Annotated in this window: 17 protein-coding genes; 7 read left to right on the plus strand and 10 right to left on the minus strand. The window is 76.3% G+C overall.

Annotated features, from left to right (window positions below; all coding sequences use genetic code 11):
- Positions 1-180 precede the first annotated feature (180 nt).
- A complete protein-coding gene (locus AB0L34_RS27035) occupies positions 181-1002 on the plus strand; it encodes an IclR family transcriptional regulator (protein ID WP_350708852.1) in 822 nt (273 codons plus the stop codon).
- 52 nt (positions 1003-1054) lie between these two features.
- Here AB0L34_RS27035 and AB0L34_RS27040 read toward each other — a convergent pair whose 3' ends face one another.
- From AB0L34_RS27040 to AB0L34_RS27065, 6 genes are all read right to left on the minus strand, one after another.
- Entirely contained in the window at positions 1055-1690 is a 636-nt protein-coding gene (locus AB0L34_RS27040; RefSeq protein WP_363707711.1) for a DUF624 domain-containing protein, read from the minus strand.
- Positions 1687-2415, minus strand: a complete 729-nt coding sequence (locus AB0L34_RS27045) for an SDR family oxidoreductase (protein WP_363707713.1) — start codon at positions 2413-2415, stop codon at positions 1687-1689. The genes AB0L34_RS27040 and AB0L34_RS27045 overlap by 4 nt, the downstream gene beginning before the upstream one ends.
- Positions 2412-3551, minus strand: coding sequence for a mandelate racemase/muconate lactonizing enzyme family protein (locus tag AB0L34_RS27050; protein WP_363707715.1), 1140 nt, complete (start codon positions 3549-3551; stop codon positions 2412-2414). The genes AB0L34_RS27045 and AB0L34_RS27050 overlap by 4 nt, the downstream gene beginning before the upstream one ends.
- 13 nt (positions 3552-3564) lie before the next feature.
- The gene (locus AB0L34_RS27055; RefSeq protein ID WP_363707717.1) at positions 3565-4482 is read right to left on the minus strand and encodes a dihydrodipicolinate synthase family protein; all 918 of its coding nucleotides are present in this window, start codon (positions 4480-4482) and stop codon (positions 3565-3567) included.
- A complete protein-coding gene (locus AB0L34_RS27060) occupies positions 4479-5654 on the minus strand; it encodes a mandelate racemase/muconate lactonizing enzyme family protein (protein WP_363707719.1) in 1176 nt (391 codons plus the stop codon). Before AB0L34_RS27060 ends, AB0L34_RS27055 begins: the two co-directional genes overlap by 4 nt.
- Before the next feature lie 124 nt (positions 5655-5778).
- Positions 5779-6714 carry a sugar kinase gene (locus AB0L34_RS27065; RefSeq protein ID WP_363707721.1) on the minus strand — a complete coding sequence of 312 codons (936 nt, stop codon included), beginning with the start codon at positions 6712-6714 and terminating at the stop codon, positions 5779-5781.
- A 161-nt stretch (positions 6715-6875) separates the two neighbouring features.
- On the opposite strand from AB0L34_RS27065, the gene AB0L34_RS27070 reads away from it, so the two are divergent.
- A complete protein-coding gene (locus AB0L34_RS27070) occupies positions 6876-7553 on the plus strand; it encodes a bifunctional 4-hydroxy-2-oxoglutarate aldolase/2-dehydro-3-deoxy-phosphogluconate aldolase (RefSeq protein WP_363707723.1) in 678 nt (225 codons plus the stop codon).
- Here AB0L34_RS27070 and AB0L34_RS27075 read toward each other — a convergent pair whose 3' ends face one another.
- On the minus strand, positions 7554-8030 hold the full coding sequence (locus tag AB0L34_RS27075; protein WP_363707725.1) for a cyclic nucleotide-binding domain-containing protein: 477 nt from the start codon (positions 8028-8030) through the stop codon (positions 7554-7556).
- A 256-nt stretch (positions 8031-8286) separates the two neighbouring features.
- Between AB0L34_RS27075 and AB0L34_RS27080 the strand changes: the two genes are divergently transcribed.
- The 3 genes from AB0L34_RS27080 to AB0L34_RS27090 all read left to right on the plus strand — a co-directional run bounded on the left by AB0L34_RS27080 (position 8287) and on the right by AB0L34_RS27090 (position 13036).
- On the plus strand, positions 8287-10980 hold the full coding sequence (locus AB0L34_RS27080) for a cation-transporting P-type ATPase (RefSeq protein ID WP_363707727.1): 2694 nt from the start codon (positions 8287-8289) through the stop codon (positions 10978-10980).
- A 47-nt stretch (positions 10981-11027) separates the two neighbouring features.
- Positions 11028-11906, plus strand: a complete 879-nt coding sequence (locus AB0L34_RS27085; protein WP_363707729.1) for a universal stress protein — start codon at positions 11028-11030, stop codon at positions 11904-11906.
- Between the two features lie 248 nt (positions 11907-12154).
- The gene (locus tag AB0L34_RS27090; protein WP_363707731.1) at positions 12155-13036 is read left to right on the plus strand and encodes a universal stress protein; all 882 of its coding nucleotides are present in this window, start codon (positions 12155-12157) and stop codon (positions 13034-13036) included.
- A 48-nt stretch (positions 13037-13084) separates the two neighbouring features.
- On the opposite strand, the gene AB0L34_RS27095 is transcribed toward AB0L34_RS27090, so the two are convergent.
- The 3 genes from AB0L34_RS27095 to AB0L34_RS27105 form a co-directional block, all read right to left on the minus strand.
- Complete coding sequence (locus AB0L34_RS27095) at positions 13085-13708, minus strand: FMN reductase (RefSeq protein ID WP_363707733.1); 624 nt, start codon at positions 13706-13708, stop codon at positions 13085-13087.
- Positions 13705-14808 (minus strand): LLM class flavin-dependent oxidoreductase, encoded by a 1104-nt coding sequence (locus AB0L34_RS27100; RefSeq protein ID WP_363707734.1) that lies wholly within the window; start codon positions 14806-14808, stop codon positions 13705-13707. Before AB0L34_RS27100 ends, AB0L34_RS27095 begins: the two co-directional genes overlap by 4 nt.
- 132 nt (positions 14809-14940) lie before the next feature.
- Complete coding sequence (locus AB0L34_RS27105; RefSeq protein WP_350709058.1) at positions 14941-15570, minus strand: DNA-3-methyladenine glycosylase; 630 nt, start codon at positions 15568-15570, stop codon at positions 14941-14943.
- Between the two features lie 107 nt (positions 15571-15677).
- On the opposite strand from AB0L34_RS27105, the gene AB0L34_RS27110 reads away from it, so the two are divergent.
- Positions 15678-16094: a DNA-binding protein gene (locus AB0L34_RS27110; protein ID WP_363707736.1), complete on the plus strand. Its 417-nt coding sequence runs from the start codon at positions 15678-15680 to the stop codon at positions 16092-16094.
- Between the two features lie 50 nt (positions 16095-16144).
- Positions 16145-16501 (plus strand): MmcQ/YjbR family DNA-binding protein, encoded by a 357-nt coding sequence (locus tag AB0L34_RS27115; protein ID WP_357457732.1) that lies wholly within the window; start codon positions 16145-16147, stop codon positions 16499-16501.
- Positions 16502-16611: the final 110 nt, after the last annotated feature.

Below are 16611 nucleotides of genomic sequence, written 5' to 3' on the forward strand. Positions count from 1 at the left end.
CCGGGGCGCCGGCCGGCCCCCCCCCCCGCGCCCCCCCCGCCCCGGACCCCCCCGGCGGCCCCCCGGCCGCCCCCCCGGCGCCCCCCGGGGGGGGGGCCCCCCGGCGGGCCCGGGCGCCCCCCCCCCCCCGCCACGCGATGTATGATCCGTAATCTGGATTACACTCCTACGTTTTGAGGGATGGGCAGAATGCCACGCTCCACCACCCGCGAGGTCGGCGGCGGCACGCAGAGTGTCGAGCGCGCGCTGTCGCTGCTGCGTGCGTTCACCGAGGAGCACCCGGAGCGGCGCGTCTCCGAACTGGTCCAGCTCACCGGGCTGGGCCAGTCGACGGTCTCCCGGCTGGTCGGGACGCTGGAGGCGCTCGGCTTCGTCACCCACGACCAGCGCAGCGGCCTCTACCGGATCGGGCCGACGGTGGTGGGGCTGGCGGGCGTCGCGCTCAACCAGTCGGCGGTGCACCGCCAGTCCCGGCAGATCGCCCAGGACCTCGCCGGCGAGTTGGGCCTCGGCGCCAACATCGCCGAGCGCCACGGCACCGAGCTGTTCTACCTCTGCAACTTCGAAGGCCGGCTCGCCCCCCGCTCGTTCACCCTGGTCGGCCGCCGGGGCCCGCTGCACGCGACCGCCCTGGGCAAGGCCCTCCTGTCGGACCTGACCGCCGAGGAGATCGAGTCCCTGATCGGGACACGCTATCCGGCGTACACCCCGAAGACCGTCGCCGACCTCGACGGGCTGCTCGCCGCGATCGGCGAGGGACGACGGCGCGGCTACGCCACCGAACTGGAGGAACTGGCCTTCGGCCGGGCCTGCCTGGCCGCGCCGATCCGGGACCGCTCGGGCAAGGCCGTGGCGGCCCTGTCGGTCTCCGGCCCGCTCTCGGCGATGGACCTACCGAGGCGCCAGGACGAACTGGCCATGAAGGTCATCGAACAGGCCGACCAGATCTCCACCGGACTCGGCTACCACGCCAGCGCCGCCCCGCTCTCCGCCGTCGTCTGACGGCGGGAGCCGTCCCGACCGACGACGGCGGGCGCCGCGACGGTGGACGGTCTCACCCGGGTTCGTTGCCGCCGACGGCCGGCGGCGGCAACGAGGCGAAGCCTCGCGCGGCGACCAGGGCGACCAGCGCCGCCGGGGCGCTGGGCAGGAAGAGGGGGACGGCGACGGGTACGGCGACGAGCATCGCCAGGACCAGCAACGCCACCGTCGCACCCAGGCCGAGCGTCCACAGCGGAGTGCGCGCGGCCGTGAGCGCGGCGATCCGCCAGGCGGTGGTGGTGGACACGTCGAAGTGCGCCAGCACCGGGGGCAGGTACGCCAGCACCGCCAGATAGGCCAGCCCGAGCACGGCCACCGCGCCGGCGAGCGGAGTGCCCCGCGCGGCGAGCAGGTAGAACGCGAGCACCCACACGGTCAGCAGCGGCAGGCCCAGCCGGACCTGCGAGCGCCCGAACTCCGCCCGCCAGTGCCGCCAGAAGTCGCGCCACGGCTGCGGATGCCCGCCCCGCTGGTAGTCCCGCAACAGCGCGAAGAGCGCCACGGTGGCCGGTGACACGCCGGCGACCACGCCGCCGGCGAGCACCCCGGCCAGCCACAGCAGGTTCAGCCCGGCCAGCCGCGGCGGCCAGTCGAGCAGCCGGTAGAGGCGGGCGTACCGGCCGTCGACCGGCACCTGCGGGGTGGTCACGGGGCCAACTCGGCCAGGCGCTGCCGCAGGTCGGCCCGGGCGTAGGCGGCGGGGGACGCGATCGACAGTCCGCCGTCGACCGGCAACACCACCCCGGTGATGCCGCTGGCGGCGTCGGAGGCGAGGAAGTGCACCGCCGCGGCGACCTCCTCCGGGCGCAGCGTCCGCCCGATCGGGTAACCCCCGGCGGCGTCGGGCAGCCGCTCGGCACCGACGATGCCCGGCGCCACCGCGTTGACCCGGATCCCACGCGCGCCGTAGTCCAGCGCGACCTGGCGCACCAGGGCCTCCACCGCGCCCTTGGCCGCGGCGTAGGCGGCCACCCAGGGGGCGGCCAGGAACGCGTTCACCGAGGAGACGGCGACCACCGCCCCGCCGGTCGGCAGCAGCGGCAACGCCGCGCGCAGCGGGAAGAAGAGCGTGTCCAGGCAGCCCGTCAGGGCGGCCCGCCACTGCTCGTCGCTGGTGCGGTGGGCGGGCGCGATGGGCATCGCCCCGGCGGCGGCGACCAGCACGTCGAGCCCGCCCAACCGCTCCCGGGCCGACTCGACGGCGGCGGCGGCCCCGTCGGCGGTGGAGCAGTCGCCGGTGAGGTCGGCGACCAGGCTCGGTTCGCCCGCCGGCTCCAGGCCGTAGCCGACGACCCGGTCACCGGCGGCGGCGAAGCGCGCCGCGATGGCCCGGCCGATCGGGGTCGACGCGCCGACCAGCAGTACGCGCCTCACCGCGAGCCCCACGTGCTGTGCCGGGCGACCGCCTCGGCGTCCACCGAGACCCCCAGCCCGGGCCCGGTGGGCAGCGGGATCGCGGTCGGCGTCGGCTCGATCGGCACGGTGAGGATGTCGTTGACCCGGTCGAAGAGGGTCGGGTGCCACTCGAAGGCGACCAGGTTCGCGCAGGCGGCGGCGACGTGCAGACCCGCGGCGAGGGCCAGCCCGAGCCCGGCCGAGTGGTGCGGGGCCACCGGCAGGTGGTGGGTCTCGGCGTACTGGGCGATCGCCAGCCCCTCGGTGATCCCGGTCCGTCCGATGTCCGGTTGCAGCAGGCCCGCGGCCCGGGCCGTCACGAACGGCTGGAACTCCCAGCGGTGCCGCAGGCTCTCCCCCAGCGCCACCGGCACGTCGACGCGCGCGGCCAGGTCGGCGTGGCCGGCGACGTCCTCGAAGGCCAGTGGCATCTCCAGGAACCAGCCGTCCCGGTCGGCCAGGCCACGACCGAGCCGGACCGCGTCGGCCAGCCCGTAGACGCCGTGCACGTCCACGGCGACCTGCAGGTCGGGGTGGACCTGGCGCAGCGCCGACACGGTCGCCAGGTCGGCGTCCACGCCGTACCCGAGACCGACCTTGACCCGCCGGACCCCCTGCCCGACCCAGTCCCGGGCCTGCGCGACCCGGTCGGCGTCGGTGCGGCCGGGCAGCCCGGAGACGTACGTCGGAACCGCGTCGTGGAACGCGCCGCCGAGCAGCTCGACGACCGGCCGGTCGGCCAGCTTGCCGGCGAGGTCCCACAGCGCGATGTCCACGGCCGCGATCGCGTCCGCCTGGTGGCCGCCGAGGTGCCCCCGCTCGCGCATCAGCTCGCCGAGCCGGTGCCGTAGCGGGCGCACCCGGCGCGGATCCGCGCCGAGCAGCACCGGCGCCAGGAGCCGACGGACGATCTCGCCGGGCACCTCGGGGGCGACCGGGGCGAGTGCCTCCCCCCAGCCGGCCGTGCCGTCGTCGGCGGTCAGCCGGACCACGAGGGTCTCCCGCTGGTTGCCGTAGACGCTGGGCCACGGCGGTCGGGTGGCGTAGGCGCGGGGCGCGCCGTCCGGGCGGCCGAGCGCCAGGGGGTAGACGTCCACCGAAACGATCTTCGTCATGGCGGCCAGCCTCTCACGGCCGCCAGGCCAGCAGCGGGGCGTGCCGCAGTATCGCGTCAAGCGCGGCGCGGCTGCCCGCGTCCAGCGGCACGGCGGGGTCGCGCACGAAGGCGGACTCGATGATGCCCCGGCGCACCAGCACCTCCTTGTGCACCGCCCAGGCCAGGCGGGGTTGCAGGCCGAAGCGGACCAGCGGCAGCAGCCGGTTGAACGCGACGTGGGCCGCCTCCTGCCGGCCGGCCCGCCAGTCGGCCAGGATCGGCGCGAGCACGTCGGTGAACTCGCAGGCCGGCATCGTGCCGACGGCGCCGCGGGCGTACTCCTCGAGCACGAAGAAGGCGTTCTGGCCGCCGAGCACGTCGAACTCGCCGTCGGTCGCGGTCACCACCTCCCCCACCTTCGGCGCGGTGGGCTGGGTCTCCACCTTCACCGACTCGACGCCGGGCAGTTTGCTCAGCTCCACGATCAGGGCGACGGGCATCGTCACCCCGGTCGCCGCCGGCGCATCCTGCACCATCACGTGCGACCCGCTCGCCTCGGCGACGCCGGCATAGAACTCGACGAGTTGCCCACCCGCGGGCTTGGCCAGGTACGGGGGCAGGACCATCAGGGCGTCCGCGCCCCCGTCCCGCGCCGCCAACGCCAGCTCGACGGCGGTGGCCGTGCTGGTGCCGTTGATCCCGGCGACCAGCGGCACGCCCGGGCCGGCGACCGCCCGGGTCTCGGTCAGGATCGTGGCCCGCTCGGCAGCGGTGAGCGCGAACCCCTCGCTGGCCATGCCGAAGACGGCGAGCCCGTCCGCGCCGGCCGCGAGTTGGAACTCCACCAGCCGGCGCAGGCTCGGCACGTCCAGCGCGCCGGCGTCGTCGAACGGGGTGGCGAGGATGGGGACCAGCCCGCGTACGCGGGCCCGGGGCTCGAGGGTGCTCAACTTTCCTCCGCGAGGGCGCTGACAGTGGCGACGTCCACCTCGACGCCGAGGCCGGGTCCGGCCGGTACGGCGAACCCGTCCGGCCCGCCCGGCAGCGGTGCGGTGAGGATCCGCTGCCCGACGTCGGTGGTGGTGGGTTGGTACTCGAAACTGCTGAGGTTCTCGACGGCGGCGCTGACGTGCAGGCCGGCGGCGAGCGCGACACCGAGCCCCACCGAGTGGTGCGGCGCGGTCGGTACGTGGTGCGCCCCGGCCAGCTCGGCGATCGCCATCGCCTCGGTGATGCCGGTGCGGGCGACGTCCGGCTGCACCAGGCCGACGGCCCGCTGCCGCAGCCAGGGCAGGAACTCGTACCGGTGACGCATCGCCTCGCCGACGGCGACCGGCAGGTCCGTACGGCGGGCGAGGTCGGCGTGGCCGGCCAGGTCCTCCGGCGCCAGGGGGGCCTCCAGGAACTCGATCCCGCCGAGGGCGGTCAGGCCGCGCGCCAAACGGGTCGCGGCGGCCAGGTCGTACGTCCAGTGCGCGTCCACGGCGAACCGCACCTGCGGCGCGGCGGCGCGCACCGCGTCCATGGTGGCCAGGTCGGCCGCCACCCCCTTTCCGAGGTGCAGCTTGATCCGCTCGACGCCCTTCGCCGCCCACTCCGCGGCGAGTGCCGCCCGCCCCGCGTCGTCCCGCTTGGGCAGCCCGGAGACGTACGTCGGGACGTGCTCGCGGAACGCGCCGCCGAGCAGCTCGTGCACGGGCAGCCCGGCCAGCCGTCCCGTCAGGTCCCAGAGCGCGATGTCGACGGCGGCGAGCGCGTCGCCCTGGTGCCCGCCGAGGTGTCCCCGCTCCCGCATCAGGTCGCGCAGCCGCGCGCCGAGCGGTCGCACCCGTCGCGGGTCGGCCCCGACCAGCGTCGGCGCCAGAAGCCGGCGCACCACCTCCGCGGGGACCTCCGGGGCGACCGGCGCGAGGGCCTCGCCCCAGCCGCTGACGCCCGACTCGGTGGTGAGCCGGACCAGCAGCGTCTCGAAGCGGGGCGAGTAGAGGCTGCGCCACGGGGGGCGCACCGCGTACCCGGGAGGGTCCGGGTCGGAGGATTCGTCGGTGGGGCCGAGGTAGCGCTCGGGGTTCGGGAGTTTGAGGACGAAACAGTCCACCGCTGCGATCCGTGGCCGGGTCATCGCCACTCCACCCCTCACCATCGTCTGCCACATTACGGAACTAGATTCCACACTACGGGTTGCATGTTCGTCAAACCCCCGTCCGGGCGCCCGGAATGGTCGGGCGAGGTCCGGCCCAGCGGCATCAGCCGGCGAGCGCCCGGCGCAGCAGGTCGGCGGCGGTCGCACGGTCCGGGAGGCCGGCGGTGTCGCCGGCCCGGGCCACCACACCGGCGGCGAGGGCGCTGCCCAACCCCGCCGCGGCGGCCGGCGAGGCGCCGCGCAGCCGGCCGGCCAGGTAGCCGCCGGCGAAGGCGTCGCCGGCCCCGACCGGATCCACCACCGTGGTCGCCGCACTCCGCAGGTGCACCGGGGCCCCGGTCGGTCCGGCGTGGTGGCAGCCGTCCGCGCCGGCCTTGAGCACCGTCTCGCCGACGCCCGCGGCGGCCGCGGCGGCGAAGACCTCCTCCGCGTCGTCCGGGTCCCGTACGCCCAGGACCGGCCCGGCCTCGTCGGTGCCGAGCAGCAGGACATCCACGTACCGCAGCAGCGCCCGCACCGCACCGGCCTGCCGGCCGACGTCGCCGAGAGCGGGGCGCAGGTTGGGGTCGAACGCGACCGCGACGCCCCGACCGCGGGCGGCGCGCAGCACCGCCTCGACCGCCGCCCGGGGGGCCGCGCCGAGGGCGAGGGTGATCCCGGAGACGGCGACGAGCCGCGGCCGGGCGGCGAGCAGCCTCGCCGCGTCGGACGCGTCGAGGTGCGCCGCCGCCGATCCGTCCCGGTAGTAGTAGACCCGTCGACGCCCGTCCGGCCGGACGTCCTTGAGGAACAGGCCGGTCGGGTGTGCCGGGTCGACGGTCACCAGCGAGGTGTCCACGCCGGCGGCCGCCGCCACCGTGAGCACCCGGGTGCCGAGCGGGTCCGCGCCGACCCGGCTGCAGAAGGCCGTACGGACGCCGAGCCGCGCGGCGGCCGTGCAGAGGTTCAGTTCGGCCCCCGCGACGTGCGCCTCGAGGGCCGCGGTGTCGGCGAGCAGTTGGCCGGGCGGCGGCTGGAACAGGGCCATCGCCTCGCCCATCCCGACGATCTCCGGCCCGGACGCCGAGGCGAACGGACCCTGATCGGCCGCCGGACCACTACTTCCCCAAGCCGCTCCAGCGGCGCTATGGCTAATGTCATGCATAATGCGGGATACGTTGCCACATCCCGGGAGACGCTTCCAGAGAGAAGAGGATCGGCATGGCATCAGGGCACGAGACGCGGGACGCCGTCCCTCTCGGCCGGGTGATCGGCATCGTCCGGCTGTCCGAGCCCGGCGCAGCGGTCCGCGCCGGCCGGGAACTGGCCGAGGCGGGACTGGACAGCATCGAGGTCACGCTCACCACGCCCGGGGCGCTCGACGCCGTCGCGACGCTCCGGGACGAGCTGGCCGGCTCGTGCCGGGTCGGCGTCGGCAGCGTGCGTACCCCCACCGAGGTGACCGCGGCCCGGGACGCCGGCGCGGAGTTCCTCGTCACGCCCACCACCCGGGTCGAGGTGCTCGCGCAGGCGAAGGCGGCCGGGCTGCCGGTGGTCTGCGGCGCGTTCACCCCCACCGAGGTCGACGTCGCCTGGTCGTCCGGCGCCGCTCTGGTCAAGCTCTTCCCGGCCGGCGTCGGCGGCCCGCCGTACCTCCGAGAGCTGCTCGCCCCGCTGCCCGACGTGCCGCTCGCGCCGACCGGTGGCGTGCGGCCGGAGTCGGTGGCCGAGTGGGCGGCGGCCGGAGCGGTCGCCGTCGGTGCGGGCGGCGCCCTGGTCGACGCCGCCGAGGTCGCCGTCGGCGACTGGGCGGCGTTGCGGCGCCGCGCCCGGGCGTTCCTCGCCGCCGCCGCAGCCGCGCACTGGCCCGACAGGCAGGGCGACGGCCGTCGAAGGTGATCAGGCGGTGGGCGGGGCGACCGCGGGATAGCCGTACAGGTCGAGCAGCCGACCCCGGGCCGCGTGCAGCCGGTCCACCACCACGCTCATGAAGCGGGTGGTGAGCTGCCGGCCGAGCGCGTCGTCGGACTCCATCAGCCGGCGCACCCCCGGGGCGGTGAACTCCACCGCCGTGCTGCGCTGCGCCGCCACCGCCCCGAACTGCCAGCGGTACGGCGGGAACAGCCACGACCACCCGAGCACCCCGCCCGGACCGATCGTCTCGATCTCCACGTCGCCCCGGCCGGGCACCGGGAAGTCGAGCGCCACCTGGCCGGCGCGGACCAGCCAGAACCGCTCCGCCGGTTGGTCGGCCCGGAACAGCCGGTGCCCGGGGTGCCACACCACCGGCCGGGCGTATCCGGCCAGCCGGGGCAGCCACGGCTCGGGCAGGCCGGTGAGGAACGGGTGCGCGCGGAGCACGTCGAGCGTCGTCATGCGGCTGCCCCCTTCGTCGGGAGGGCGCGGCGGTGGCGCGGGCCCTGCGACGGTCGGTCGTCCTACCTCCCAGTACACCGCGCCGTGTCCGTTGGCGACAGGGCCGTTGGTCCCGGGCCGCGCGGGCGAACTGCCCTGGTCGGCCCGTCACCGGCGGAGCCAGGGTGGAACCGGGACGAAGCGCCGGGACGGCGCCGCGGCAGGGCGGAGGGTGATGTGGGAACGTCCGGGGAACGGCGAGGACGGGGGCCCAGCCGTGCCCGTTGACGCCTCGACCAGGCCGGCGACCGGGCTCGGTTCGGCGGAGGCCGCCGCCCGCCTGCGCACCGACGGCCCGAACGCGGCGGTCGCGCCGCCCCGCCGGCACCTGGCCACCCGGGTCCTGCACCAGCTCACCGACCCGCTGGTGGCGCTGCTGCTGGCCGCCGCCGTGGTCACCGCCGTGCTGCGGGACTACCCGGACACCGCCGTGATCGTGCTGGTCGTGCTGGTGAACACCGCCATCGGCGTGGTGCAGGAGGTCCGCGCCGACCGCGCGATCGCCGCGCTGGACCAGCTCGCGGCGCCCACCGCCCGGGTCGTCCGCGACGGGCGGGACCTGGTCCTGCCCGCCGCCGACCTGGTCCGGGGCGACCTGGTGCGGGTCGAGGCCGGCGACGTGGTCCCCGCCGACCTGCTCCTGGCCGAGGCCGCCCGGCTGACCCTCGACGAGTCGGCGTTGACCGGCGAGTCGGTGCCGGTGGGCCGGGCCGCCGGCGAGGAGGCCAGCGCGGGCACGGTGGTCACCACCGGGCGGGCCACCGGCACGGTGGTGCGCACCGGCGCCGCGAGCGCGCTCGGCCGGATCACGGCCCTGGTGGCGTCCACCCGGCCCGCCGCCACTCCGTTGCAGCGCCGTCTCGCCGGGCTCGGCCGGATCCTCGGCTTCGCCGCGGTGGTGCTCTCCGGGCTGGTGTTCGTCGTGGGCGTGGTCGGCGGGCGGCCGGTCGTCGACATGGCGGTCACCGCGGTGAGCCTCGTGGTGGCGGCCGTGCCCGAGTCGCTGCCGGCGGTCGTCACCCTCGCCCTGGCCCTCGGCGCCCGCCGGATGGCCGGGGCGCGGGCGATCCCCCGGCGGCTGCACGCGGTGGAGACGCTCGGCTCCGTCACCGTGATCGCCTCCGACAAGACCGGCACCCTCACCGAGGGCAGGATGTCGGTGCAGCACGCCGTCACCGCCGACGGCTCCCGCTACGGCGTCACCGGCACCGGCTACACCCCGCGGGGGACCGTGCACCACGGGGGCGAGCCGGTGGCCGTACCGGACGAGCTGCGCCGCCTGGCGCGGGCCGGGCTGCTCTGCAACGACGCCACGCTGGCGCCGCCCACCGACGAGCGGCCGGAGTGGGCCGCGGTGGGCGACCCGCTGGAGGCGGCGCTGGTCGCGTTCGCCGCCCGCTGCGGGCTGGAGCCGGAGACCACCCGCGCCGCCTGGCCCCGGGTCGCCGAGCACCCCTTCGACCAGGAGCTGCGCCGGATGACCACGGTGCACCGCTCCTGCGACCGCCGGTACCTGGTGGTGTGCAAGGGCGCGCCGGAGAACGTGCTGGTCGCGCCGCTGGTCGACGCCTCCGACGAGGAGATCGCCGAGCTGTCGGCCGCCGCGCACCGGCTGGCCGCCGAGGGGCTGCGGGTGCTCGCGGTCGCGTCCGCCGTGGCCGACGCGCCGCCGGCGGACCCCGCCCGGCCGACCGGGCTGCGGCCGGTGGGGCTGGTCGCCGTCGGCGACCCGCTGCGCGCGGGCGCGGCCGACATCGCGGGCAGCTTCGACGACGCCGGGGTCCGGCTGGTGCTGGTCACCGGCGACCACCCCGCGACCGCCGCGGCCATCGGCGGCCAGCTCGGGCTGTGGCACGAGGGCGACCCGCTGGTACGCGGGGACGACGGCGACCCGGCGCGGGCGCACCCGCAGGCGCGGGTGTTCGCGCGTACGCAGCCGGACCAGAAGCTCGACATCATCGCCGGGCTGCAGTCCCGGGGCCACGTGGTGGCGATGACCGGCGACGGGGTGAACGACGCTCCGGCACTGCGCCGCGCCGACATCGGCGTGGCGATGGGCGGCGGCACGGAGGTCGCCCGGCAGGCCGCCGACCTGGTGCTCGTCGACGACGACCTGTCCACCGTGGCCGCGGCGATCGGCGAGGGCCGCCGTATCTACGACAACATCCGGCGGTTCCTGCGCTACGCCCTCTCCGGGGGTGTCGCCGAGATCGCGGTGATGCTGCTCGGGCCGCTGTTCGGGCTGGCCGTGCCGCTGCTGCCGGCCCAGATCCTCTGGGTGAACCTGCTCACCCACGGCGTGCCGGGCGTGGCGCTGGGCGCGGAGCCGGCGGAGCCGGGCACGCTGCGCCGGGCGCCCCGCTCCCCCACCGAGTCGGTGCTCGGCGCGGGCCTGGGCCGGGACGTGCTGGTCACCGGCGCCCTGATCGCCGCCGTGGTGCTCGGCGCCGGCGTGCTCGCCGCGCACTGGGACCGGCCCTGGCAGTCGGTGGTCTTCGTGGTGCTCGGCCTGGCCCAGCTCGGGGTGGCGCTCGCGGTCCGCGCGCCGCGACCGCGCGGCGTCGGGCAGGGCAACCGCGCGCTGCCGGTCGCGGTGGCGGTCTCGGCGCTGCTCCAGATCGCCGGGGTGCTGCTGCCCCCGCTGCGGGAACTGCTCGGCACGGAGCCGCTCGACGCGGTGGAGCTGCTGGCCTGCGCCGCTGTCAGCGTGCTGCCCGGGCTGGTGCTGCGGCTGACCCGTCGACCGGTCGACCCCGCCACCGGGTCGTCGGGCACCGCGCCGCACGACACGGTGACGCCAGCCCCGGTCGGCGGGCCCGGCCAGGGAGCGCGGGCGGCGGGCGGCCCGGCCGTGACCGTCGGAGCGGCGGACCGGGACCAAGGTCCCGACGGCCGGGACGAGCGCCTCTGACCGGTAGCGTTCGGGCAGAGCAGGATGAAGGCGAACAAGGAGGAATGATGGCCATCAACACCGGTGCCCCCGTCGTGGTGGGTGTGGACGGTTCGGCCGCCGCACTGGACGCGGTCCGGGTGGCGGCGCGGGAGGCGGCGCAGCGACAGCGTCCGCTGCGGGTGGTGCACGCCTTCATCTGGCCGTTGACCCGCGTCCCGGTCGACCCGGCGCCGGGCGCGCCGGCCGGCGCGGGCCTGCGCAACCAGGCCGAGCGGTACGTCGCCGAGGCGATCGCCGAGGCCGGCAAGGCCGCCCCCGAGGTGGCGGTCACCGGCGTGGTGGTCGACGGCGCGGCGACCCCCGTCCTGCTCGACGAGTCCCGGGACGCCGCGCTGGTGGTGCTCGGGCACCGCGGTCTGGGTGGCTTCGCCGGGCTGCTGATCGGCTCGGTGACCGTACAGGTCTCCGCCCGCGCGCTGTGCCCGGTCCTCGTGGTGCGCGGCGCGCCGCGCGCCGACGGTCCGGTGGTGGTGGGCGTCGACGGCTCCGCGAACTCCACCGAGGCCGTCGCGTTCGCCTTCGAGGAGGCGTCCCACCGGGGCGCCCCGCTGCTCGCGGTGCAGGCCTGGCTCTACCCCTCGCCGGTCGGTCCGGGCGACATCCTGCCCCTGGTGTACGACCTGGACGCCTACGCCGCGGAGGAGGAGCGCGCGCTCGCCGAGTCCGTCGCCGGCTTCGCCGAGCGCTACCCGGACGTGCCGGTGCGGCACCGGCTGGTCCGGGGCTCCCCGGCCCGGGTGCTGGTCGACGAGTCGAAGGCGGCCCAGCTGGTGGTCGTCGGGGCGCGCGGGCGGGGCCCACTGAGCGGGCTGCTGCTCGGCTCCGTCAGCCACGCCGTGCTGCACCACGCGCACTCCCCGCTGGCGATCGTGCGGCACGGGTAGCGGGCCGCCGCGTCCTGACCTTCCCGGCCACCACCCTCCCGTCGCGTCGGCCGCTCCCCCCGCCCGCGCGACGGGACCCGGTGGAAGGCCGGTACGCGGGCGCAGCGTGGACAGCCGCCGCGTCGGGCCCCGCCGGGTGGCCGGCGGGCGCGGTGACAGGTCCGGTTCGGTGGGTGGCGCGTCGGGGAAATCCGGGTGCGCCGGTGGAGCCGCGTCGACAATGACCTGATCGACCTCTGGGAGAGCTGATGAATCGACCCGTCGTGGTGGGTGTGGACGGATCGCCGTCGAGCCTGGTGGCGGCGGAGCACGCCGCGCGGGCCGCCGTGCTGCGGTCCCGTCCCCTGCACCTGGTGCACGGCTACCTGCATCCGCTCGGCTACGGCGTGCCGGTCAACCCGTACGACCTGGGGTTGCCGGCGCCGACCGAGCAGGGGCAGAAGATGCTGGAGCAGACGGCCGCCGACCTGGTGGACCGCTGGCCGGGGCTGGCCGTGGAGGTGTGCCAGGTCGCCGGCGGGCCGGGCGCGACGCTCGTCGAGGAGTCCCGGCGGGCGGAGCTGGTGGTGGTGGGCAGCCGCGGCCTGGGCGGTTTCGCCGGGCTGCTGCTCGGCTCGGTCGGTACGCAGGTGGCCGCGCACGCGCACTGCCCGGTGCTGGTGGTCCGCCCGGCCGAGGAACCGGTCCCGGTCGACGGGCCGGTACTGGTCGGGGTGGACGGCTCGGAGCCCGCCGAACTGGCCGTCGGGTACGCCGCCGACGAGGCGACCCGGCGCGGGGTCGGGCTGGTGCTGGCGCACGTCCGGCCGCCGGGCGGGGAGCACCGGGTGCCGGACGAGGTGGCCGGGACGCCGGCCGCCGCGCACGCGGAGTCCGCCGAGCTGTTGGCCACCGCCGGGGCGGCGGTGCGCGGCAGCCACCCCGGGCTGGCCGTCGAGGAGCGGGTGCTCCGGGCGGAGAAGCCGGAGCAGGCGCTGATCGAGGCGAGCGGCGAGGCGGCGCTGGTGGTGGTCGGCTCGCGGGGCCGGGGCGGGTTCGCCGGGATGCTGCTCGGCTCGGTCAGCCAGGCCCTGGTGCAGCACGCGCGCTGCCCGGTGCTGGTCGCCCACCCGTACGGCCACGCCCGCTGAGCCGGCACGGACCCGCCGGCCCACGACGGGCCGGCGGGTCGGCGGCGGTCAGTGGTCCCGGCCCCCGAGCAGTTCCTCGAAGCTGGTGGTGAGGGCGAACGGGTCGGCGGGGCCGACGGCCGGCGGGCGCCGGTGGATCTGGTCGGCCAGCTCGCCCCCAGCGCGGGCGATCCGCGCGCGCAGCGCACCGTCGGCGCCGCCGTCGGACCAGTCCTCGGGCGCGGCGAAGACCGCCGTGGGCACCACGACCGACCGCAGGTAGGCGAACATCGGCCGCAGGGCGTGCTCCAGGGCGAGCGAGTGCCGGGCGGTGCCGCCGGTGGCGCCGACCAGCACCGGCCGGTCCGCCAGCGCGCCCGAGTCGACCAGGTCGAAGAAGGACTTGAACAGCCCGTTGTACGACGCGTTGAAGATCGGCGTGACGGCGATCAGCCCGTCCGCGCCGGTGACCGTGTCGAGCACGTCCCGCAGGGCGGGCGGCGCGAAGCCGGTGAGCAGGTGGTTGACGATGTCGTGGGCGTGCTCGCGCAGCTCGACGGGGCGCACGTCCACGTCGTCGCCCCGCCGGGCCAGCTCGTCGCGGGTGGCCGCGGCGAGCTGGTCGGCGAGCAGTCGCGTCGACGAGGGCTGACCGAGCCCGGCCGACACCACGGCGAGGGTGCGGCGGGTCATCGGCCGGCCTCCGTGCCCGCCCCGGCCCGCTCGGCGGCGGCCCGCAGCGACGCGTGCGTGGGCGCCTCGGGCACGTGCGCCGGGCGCAGCGAATCGAACTCCTTGCGCAGCACCGGGACGACCTCCTCGCCGAGCAGGTCGAGCTGCTCCAGCACGGTCTTCAGCGGCAGGCCGGCGTGGTCCATGAGGAACAGCTGGCGCTGGTAGTCGCCGACGTAGTCGCGGAAGCCCAGCGTACGGTCGATGACCTGCTGCGGGCTGCCCACGGTCAGCGGGGTCTGCGCGCTGAACTCCTCCAGCGACGGGCCGTGCCCGTAGACGGGGGCGTTGTCGAAGTACGGCCGGAACTCCCGCACGGCGTCCTGCGAGTTGCGCCGCATGAACACCTGCCCGCCCAGCCCGACGATGGCCTGGTCGGCGGAGCCGTGGCCGTAGTGCGCGAACCGCTCCCGGTAGAGCCCGACCATCCGCTGGGTGTGCTCCTTCGGCCAGAAGATGTGGTTGGCGAAGAAGCCGTCGCCGTAGTAGGCCGCCTGCTCGGCGATCTCCGGGCTGCGGATCGAGCCGTGCCAGACGAACGGCGGCACGCCGTCGAGCGGGCGCGGCGTCGAGGTGAACGACTGCAGCGGGGTGCGGAAGCGGCCCTTCCAGTCGACCACGTCCTCGCGCCAGAGCCGGCGCAGCAGGTCGTAGTTCTCGATGGCGAGCGGGATGCCGTTGCGGATGTCCTGGCCGAACCACGGGTAGACGGGCCCGGTGTTGCCGCGCCCCATCATCAGGTCCACCCGGCCGTCGGCGAGATGCTGGAGCATCGCGTAGTCCTCGGCGATCTTCACCGGGTCGTTGGTGGTGATCAGCGTGGTCGAGGTGGACAGCAGCAGGCGCTCGGTGCGGGCCGCGATGTATCCCAGCATGGTGGTGGGCGACGACGGCACGAACGGCGGGTTGTGGTGCTCGCCGGTGGCGAAGACGTCCAGGCCGACCTCCTCGGCCTTCAGCGCGATGGTGACCATCGCCTTGATCCGCTCATGCTCGGTCGGCTCGCGACCGTTGGTCGGGTCGACCGTGACGTCGCCGACGGTGAAGACTCCGAACTGCATGACCAGCTCCTCGCGTTGTCCGGCCGGGGCCGGTGCGGTTCCCGTATCGCACCGCACAACATATTTGACGAGTCAACTATTCCACGCGGGGAGGCGACCGTGGTGGGCCCCGTCACGCCGGCGGACGGAGGCTCAGCGGCTGCGCGGGACGTGCCGGCGGTAGGCGCTCACCGTGGGGTCGCCGGCGATCCAGAACCGCCAGGGGACGTCGTGCGCCCCCGTCACGCCCACCCTCGGACCGGCGGCCACCGAGTCCGCCGGCACCGGCCGGTCGGCCGGGCGCAGCCGGACGGGGCCGTCGCCGAGCAGGTAGCGGCCGTAGACGCCCTTGTCGATCCCCAGCGCCGCGCAGAGCCGGGCGGGCCCCCGCGCGAGGTCGACGTCCCGGCGTACGGCGGTGCGCCGGGCCCGGGCGACGTCGAGCCCGTCGACCACCTCGCCGGCGCGCAGCAGCACGGCCGACGCCTCCCCGTCCGGCCCGGTGACCACGTTCATGCACCAGTGCATGCCGTAGGTGAAGTAGACGTAGGCGTGCCCGGCCGGCCCGAACATCACCGCGTTGCGCGGGGTGCGGCCCCGGTGGGCGTGCGACGCGGGGTCGCCGGCCGTGCCGGCGTACGCCTCGACCTCGGTGATCCGGACGGTGACGCCGCCGGCGGCGAGCCGGCAGCCGAGCAGGCCGCGCGCGGCCGGCACCACGGGCCCGGAGAGCAGGTCGGCCAGTCCCGCGAGGTCGGCGGGACGGCGGTCGGAGGACGCCACCACGGACCGACCCTATCCGGCCCCGGCACCGCCTCGTTCCGGCGCTCGGCGCCTCGACATATCAACAATCCGTTGACAACTAATCGTTGACGTGATGGGGTCGGGTCATGACCGACTCCTTCAGCACGCCCGACGCCGGCCGGGCCCGGGCGCACCGCACGTACGACGCGCTGCACCGGATCACCGAGCGGCACGCCGGCACCGAGACGCGCCGCCGCCGCCACACCAACCCCTACGTCCCGGACACCTACGAGGCGGTCGCGCTGGTCACGGCGCTCGCCGCCGGCGGGGCGGAGGTGGAGCCCGGGGAGGATCGGGTCGACGACGCGGACCTCGTCGCGGCCCTCACCCTCGTGCCCCACCTGCGCGCCGAGGTCGACGCCATGGAGGCGGGGCTGCTGACGCTGGCCCGTGGCCGCGGGCTGACCTGGCAGCAGATCGCGTACGGGCTCGGGCTGGGCAGCGCGCAGGCCGCCAAGCAGCGCTTCGAGCGCCTCTCCGCCCGCACCGCCGCCACCGACTGACGCCCCCGATGGGCCAGACTGGGCGCGGGACCGTCGCCGAGGAGGACGCGATGACGCGCGAGGAGATGCTGGCGTACTGCCTGGGCAAGCCGGGCGCCTGGCTGGACCAGCCGTGGGAGGGCGACGAGGTGGTGAAGGTCGGCAGCCGGATCTTCGCCTTTCTCGGCTCCGCCGGCGGCGACGACCCGACGGTCGGGGTGAAGTGCGGCCCGAGCCGGGAGATCGCCGACGAGTGGCTGCACCGGCACCCGGGCGACGCGCGAGCCTCGCCGTACATCGGACGCTCCGGCTGGAACACGCTGCGCCTGGCCGGCGGGATCGACGACGAGGAGCTGACCGAGGCGGTCGACGGGTCGTACGACGCGGTGGTGGCGAAGCTGCCGAAGCGGGAGCGGCCGACGGCCTGAGCCCCGCGCGGCGCATGTCGCGCCGCGCGGGGTCACGCACTCAGCGCGGCACGACCCGCTCGGCGGCCCACTCCCGCCAGCCGGCCAGCTTGTCCGCGGCGGCGGCGAGC

The sequence above is a fragment of the Micromonospora sp. NPDC052213 genome (genome assembly GCF_040679695.1).
Taxonomy (GTDB): domain Bacteria; phylum Actinomycetota; class Actinomycetes; order Mycobacteriales; family Micromonosporaceae; genus Micromonospora.

Bases quoted from the DNA above. Each gene is read 5' to 3' on its own strand.
- AB0L34_RS27035 (WP_350708852.1), top strand. From the start codon at position 181: ATGGGCAGAATGCCACGCTCCACCACCCGCGAGGTCGGCGGCGGCACG.
- AB0L34_RS27050 (WP_363707715.1), bottom strand. From the start codon at position 3,551: ATGACGAAGATCGTTTCGGTGGACGTCTACCCCCTGGCGCTCGGCCGC.
- AB0L34_RS27060 (WP_363707719.1), bottom strand. From the start codon at position 5,654: ATGACCCGGCCACGGATCGCAGCGGTGGACTGTTTCGTCCTCAAACTC.
- AB0L34_RS27065 (WP_363707721.1), bottom strand. From the start codon at position 6,714: ATGGGCGAGGCGATGGCCCTGTTCCAGCCGCCGCCCGGCCAACTGCTC.
- AB0L34_RS27070 (WP_363707723.1), top strand. From the start codon at position 6,876: ATGGCATCAGGGCACGAGACGCGGGACGCCGTCCCTCTCGGCCGGGTG.
- AB0L34_RS27075 (WP_363707725.1), bottom strand. From the start codon at position 8,030: ATGACGACGCTCGACGTGCTCCGCGCGCACCCGTTCCTCACCGGCCTG.
- AB0L34_RS27085 (WP_363707729.1), top strand. From the start codon at position 11,028: ATGGCCATCAACACCGGTGCCCCCGTCGTGGTGGGTGTGGACGGTTCG.
- AB0L34_RS27090 (WP_363707731.1), top strand. From the start codon at position 12,155: ATGAATCGACCCGTCGTGGTGGGTGTGGACGGATCGCCGTCGAGCCTG.
- AB0L34_RS27095 (WP_363707733.1), bottom strand. From the start codon at position 13,708: ATGACCCGCCGCACCCTCGCCGTGGTGTCGGCCGGGCTCGGTCAGCCC.
- AB0L34_RS27100 (WP_363707734.1), bottom strand. From the start codon at position 14,808: ATGCAGTTCGGAGTCTTCACCGTCGGCGACGTCACGGTCGACCCGACC.
- AB0L34_RS27110 (WP_363707736.1), top strand. From the start codon at position 15,678: ATGACCGACTCCTTCAGCACGCCCGACGCCGGCCGGGCCCGGGCGCAC.
- AB0L34_RS27115 (WP_357457732.1), top strand. From the start codon at position 16,145: ATGACGCGCGAGGAGATGCTGGCGTACTGCCTGGGCAAGCCGGGCGCC.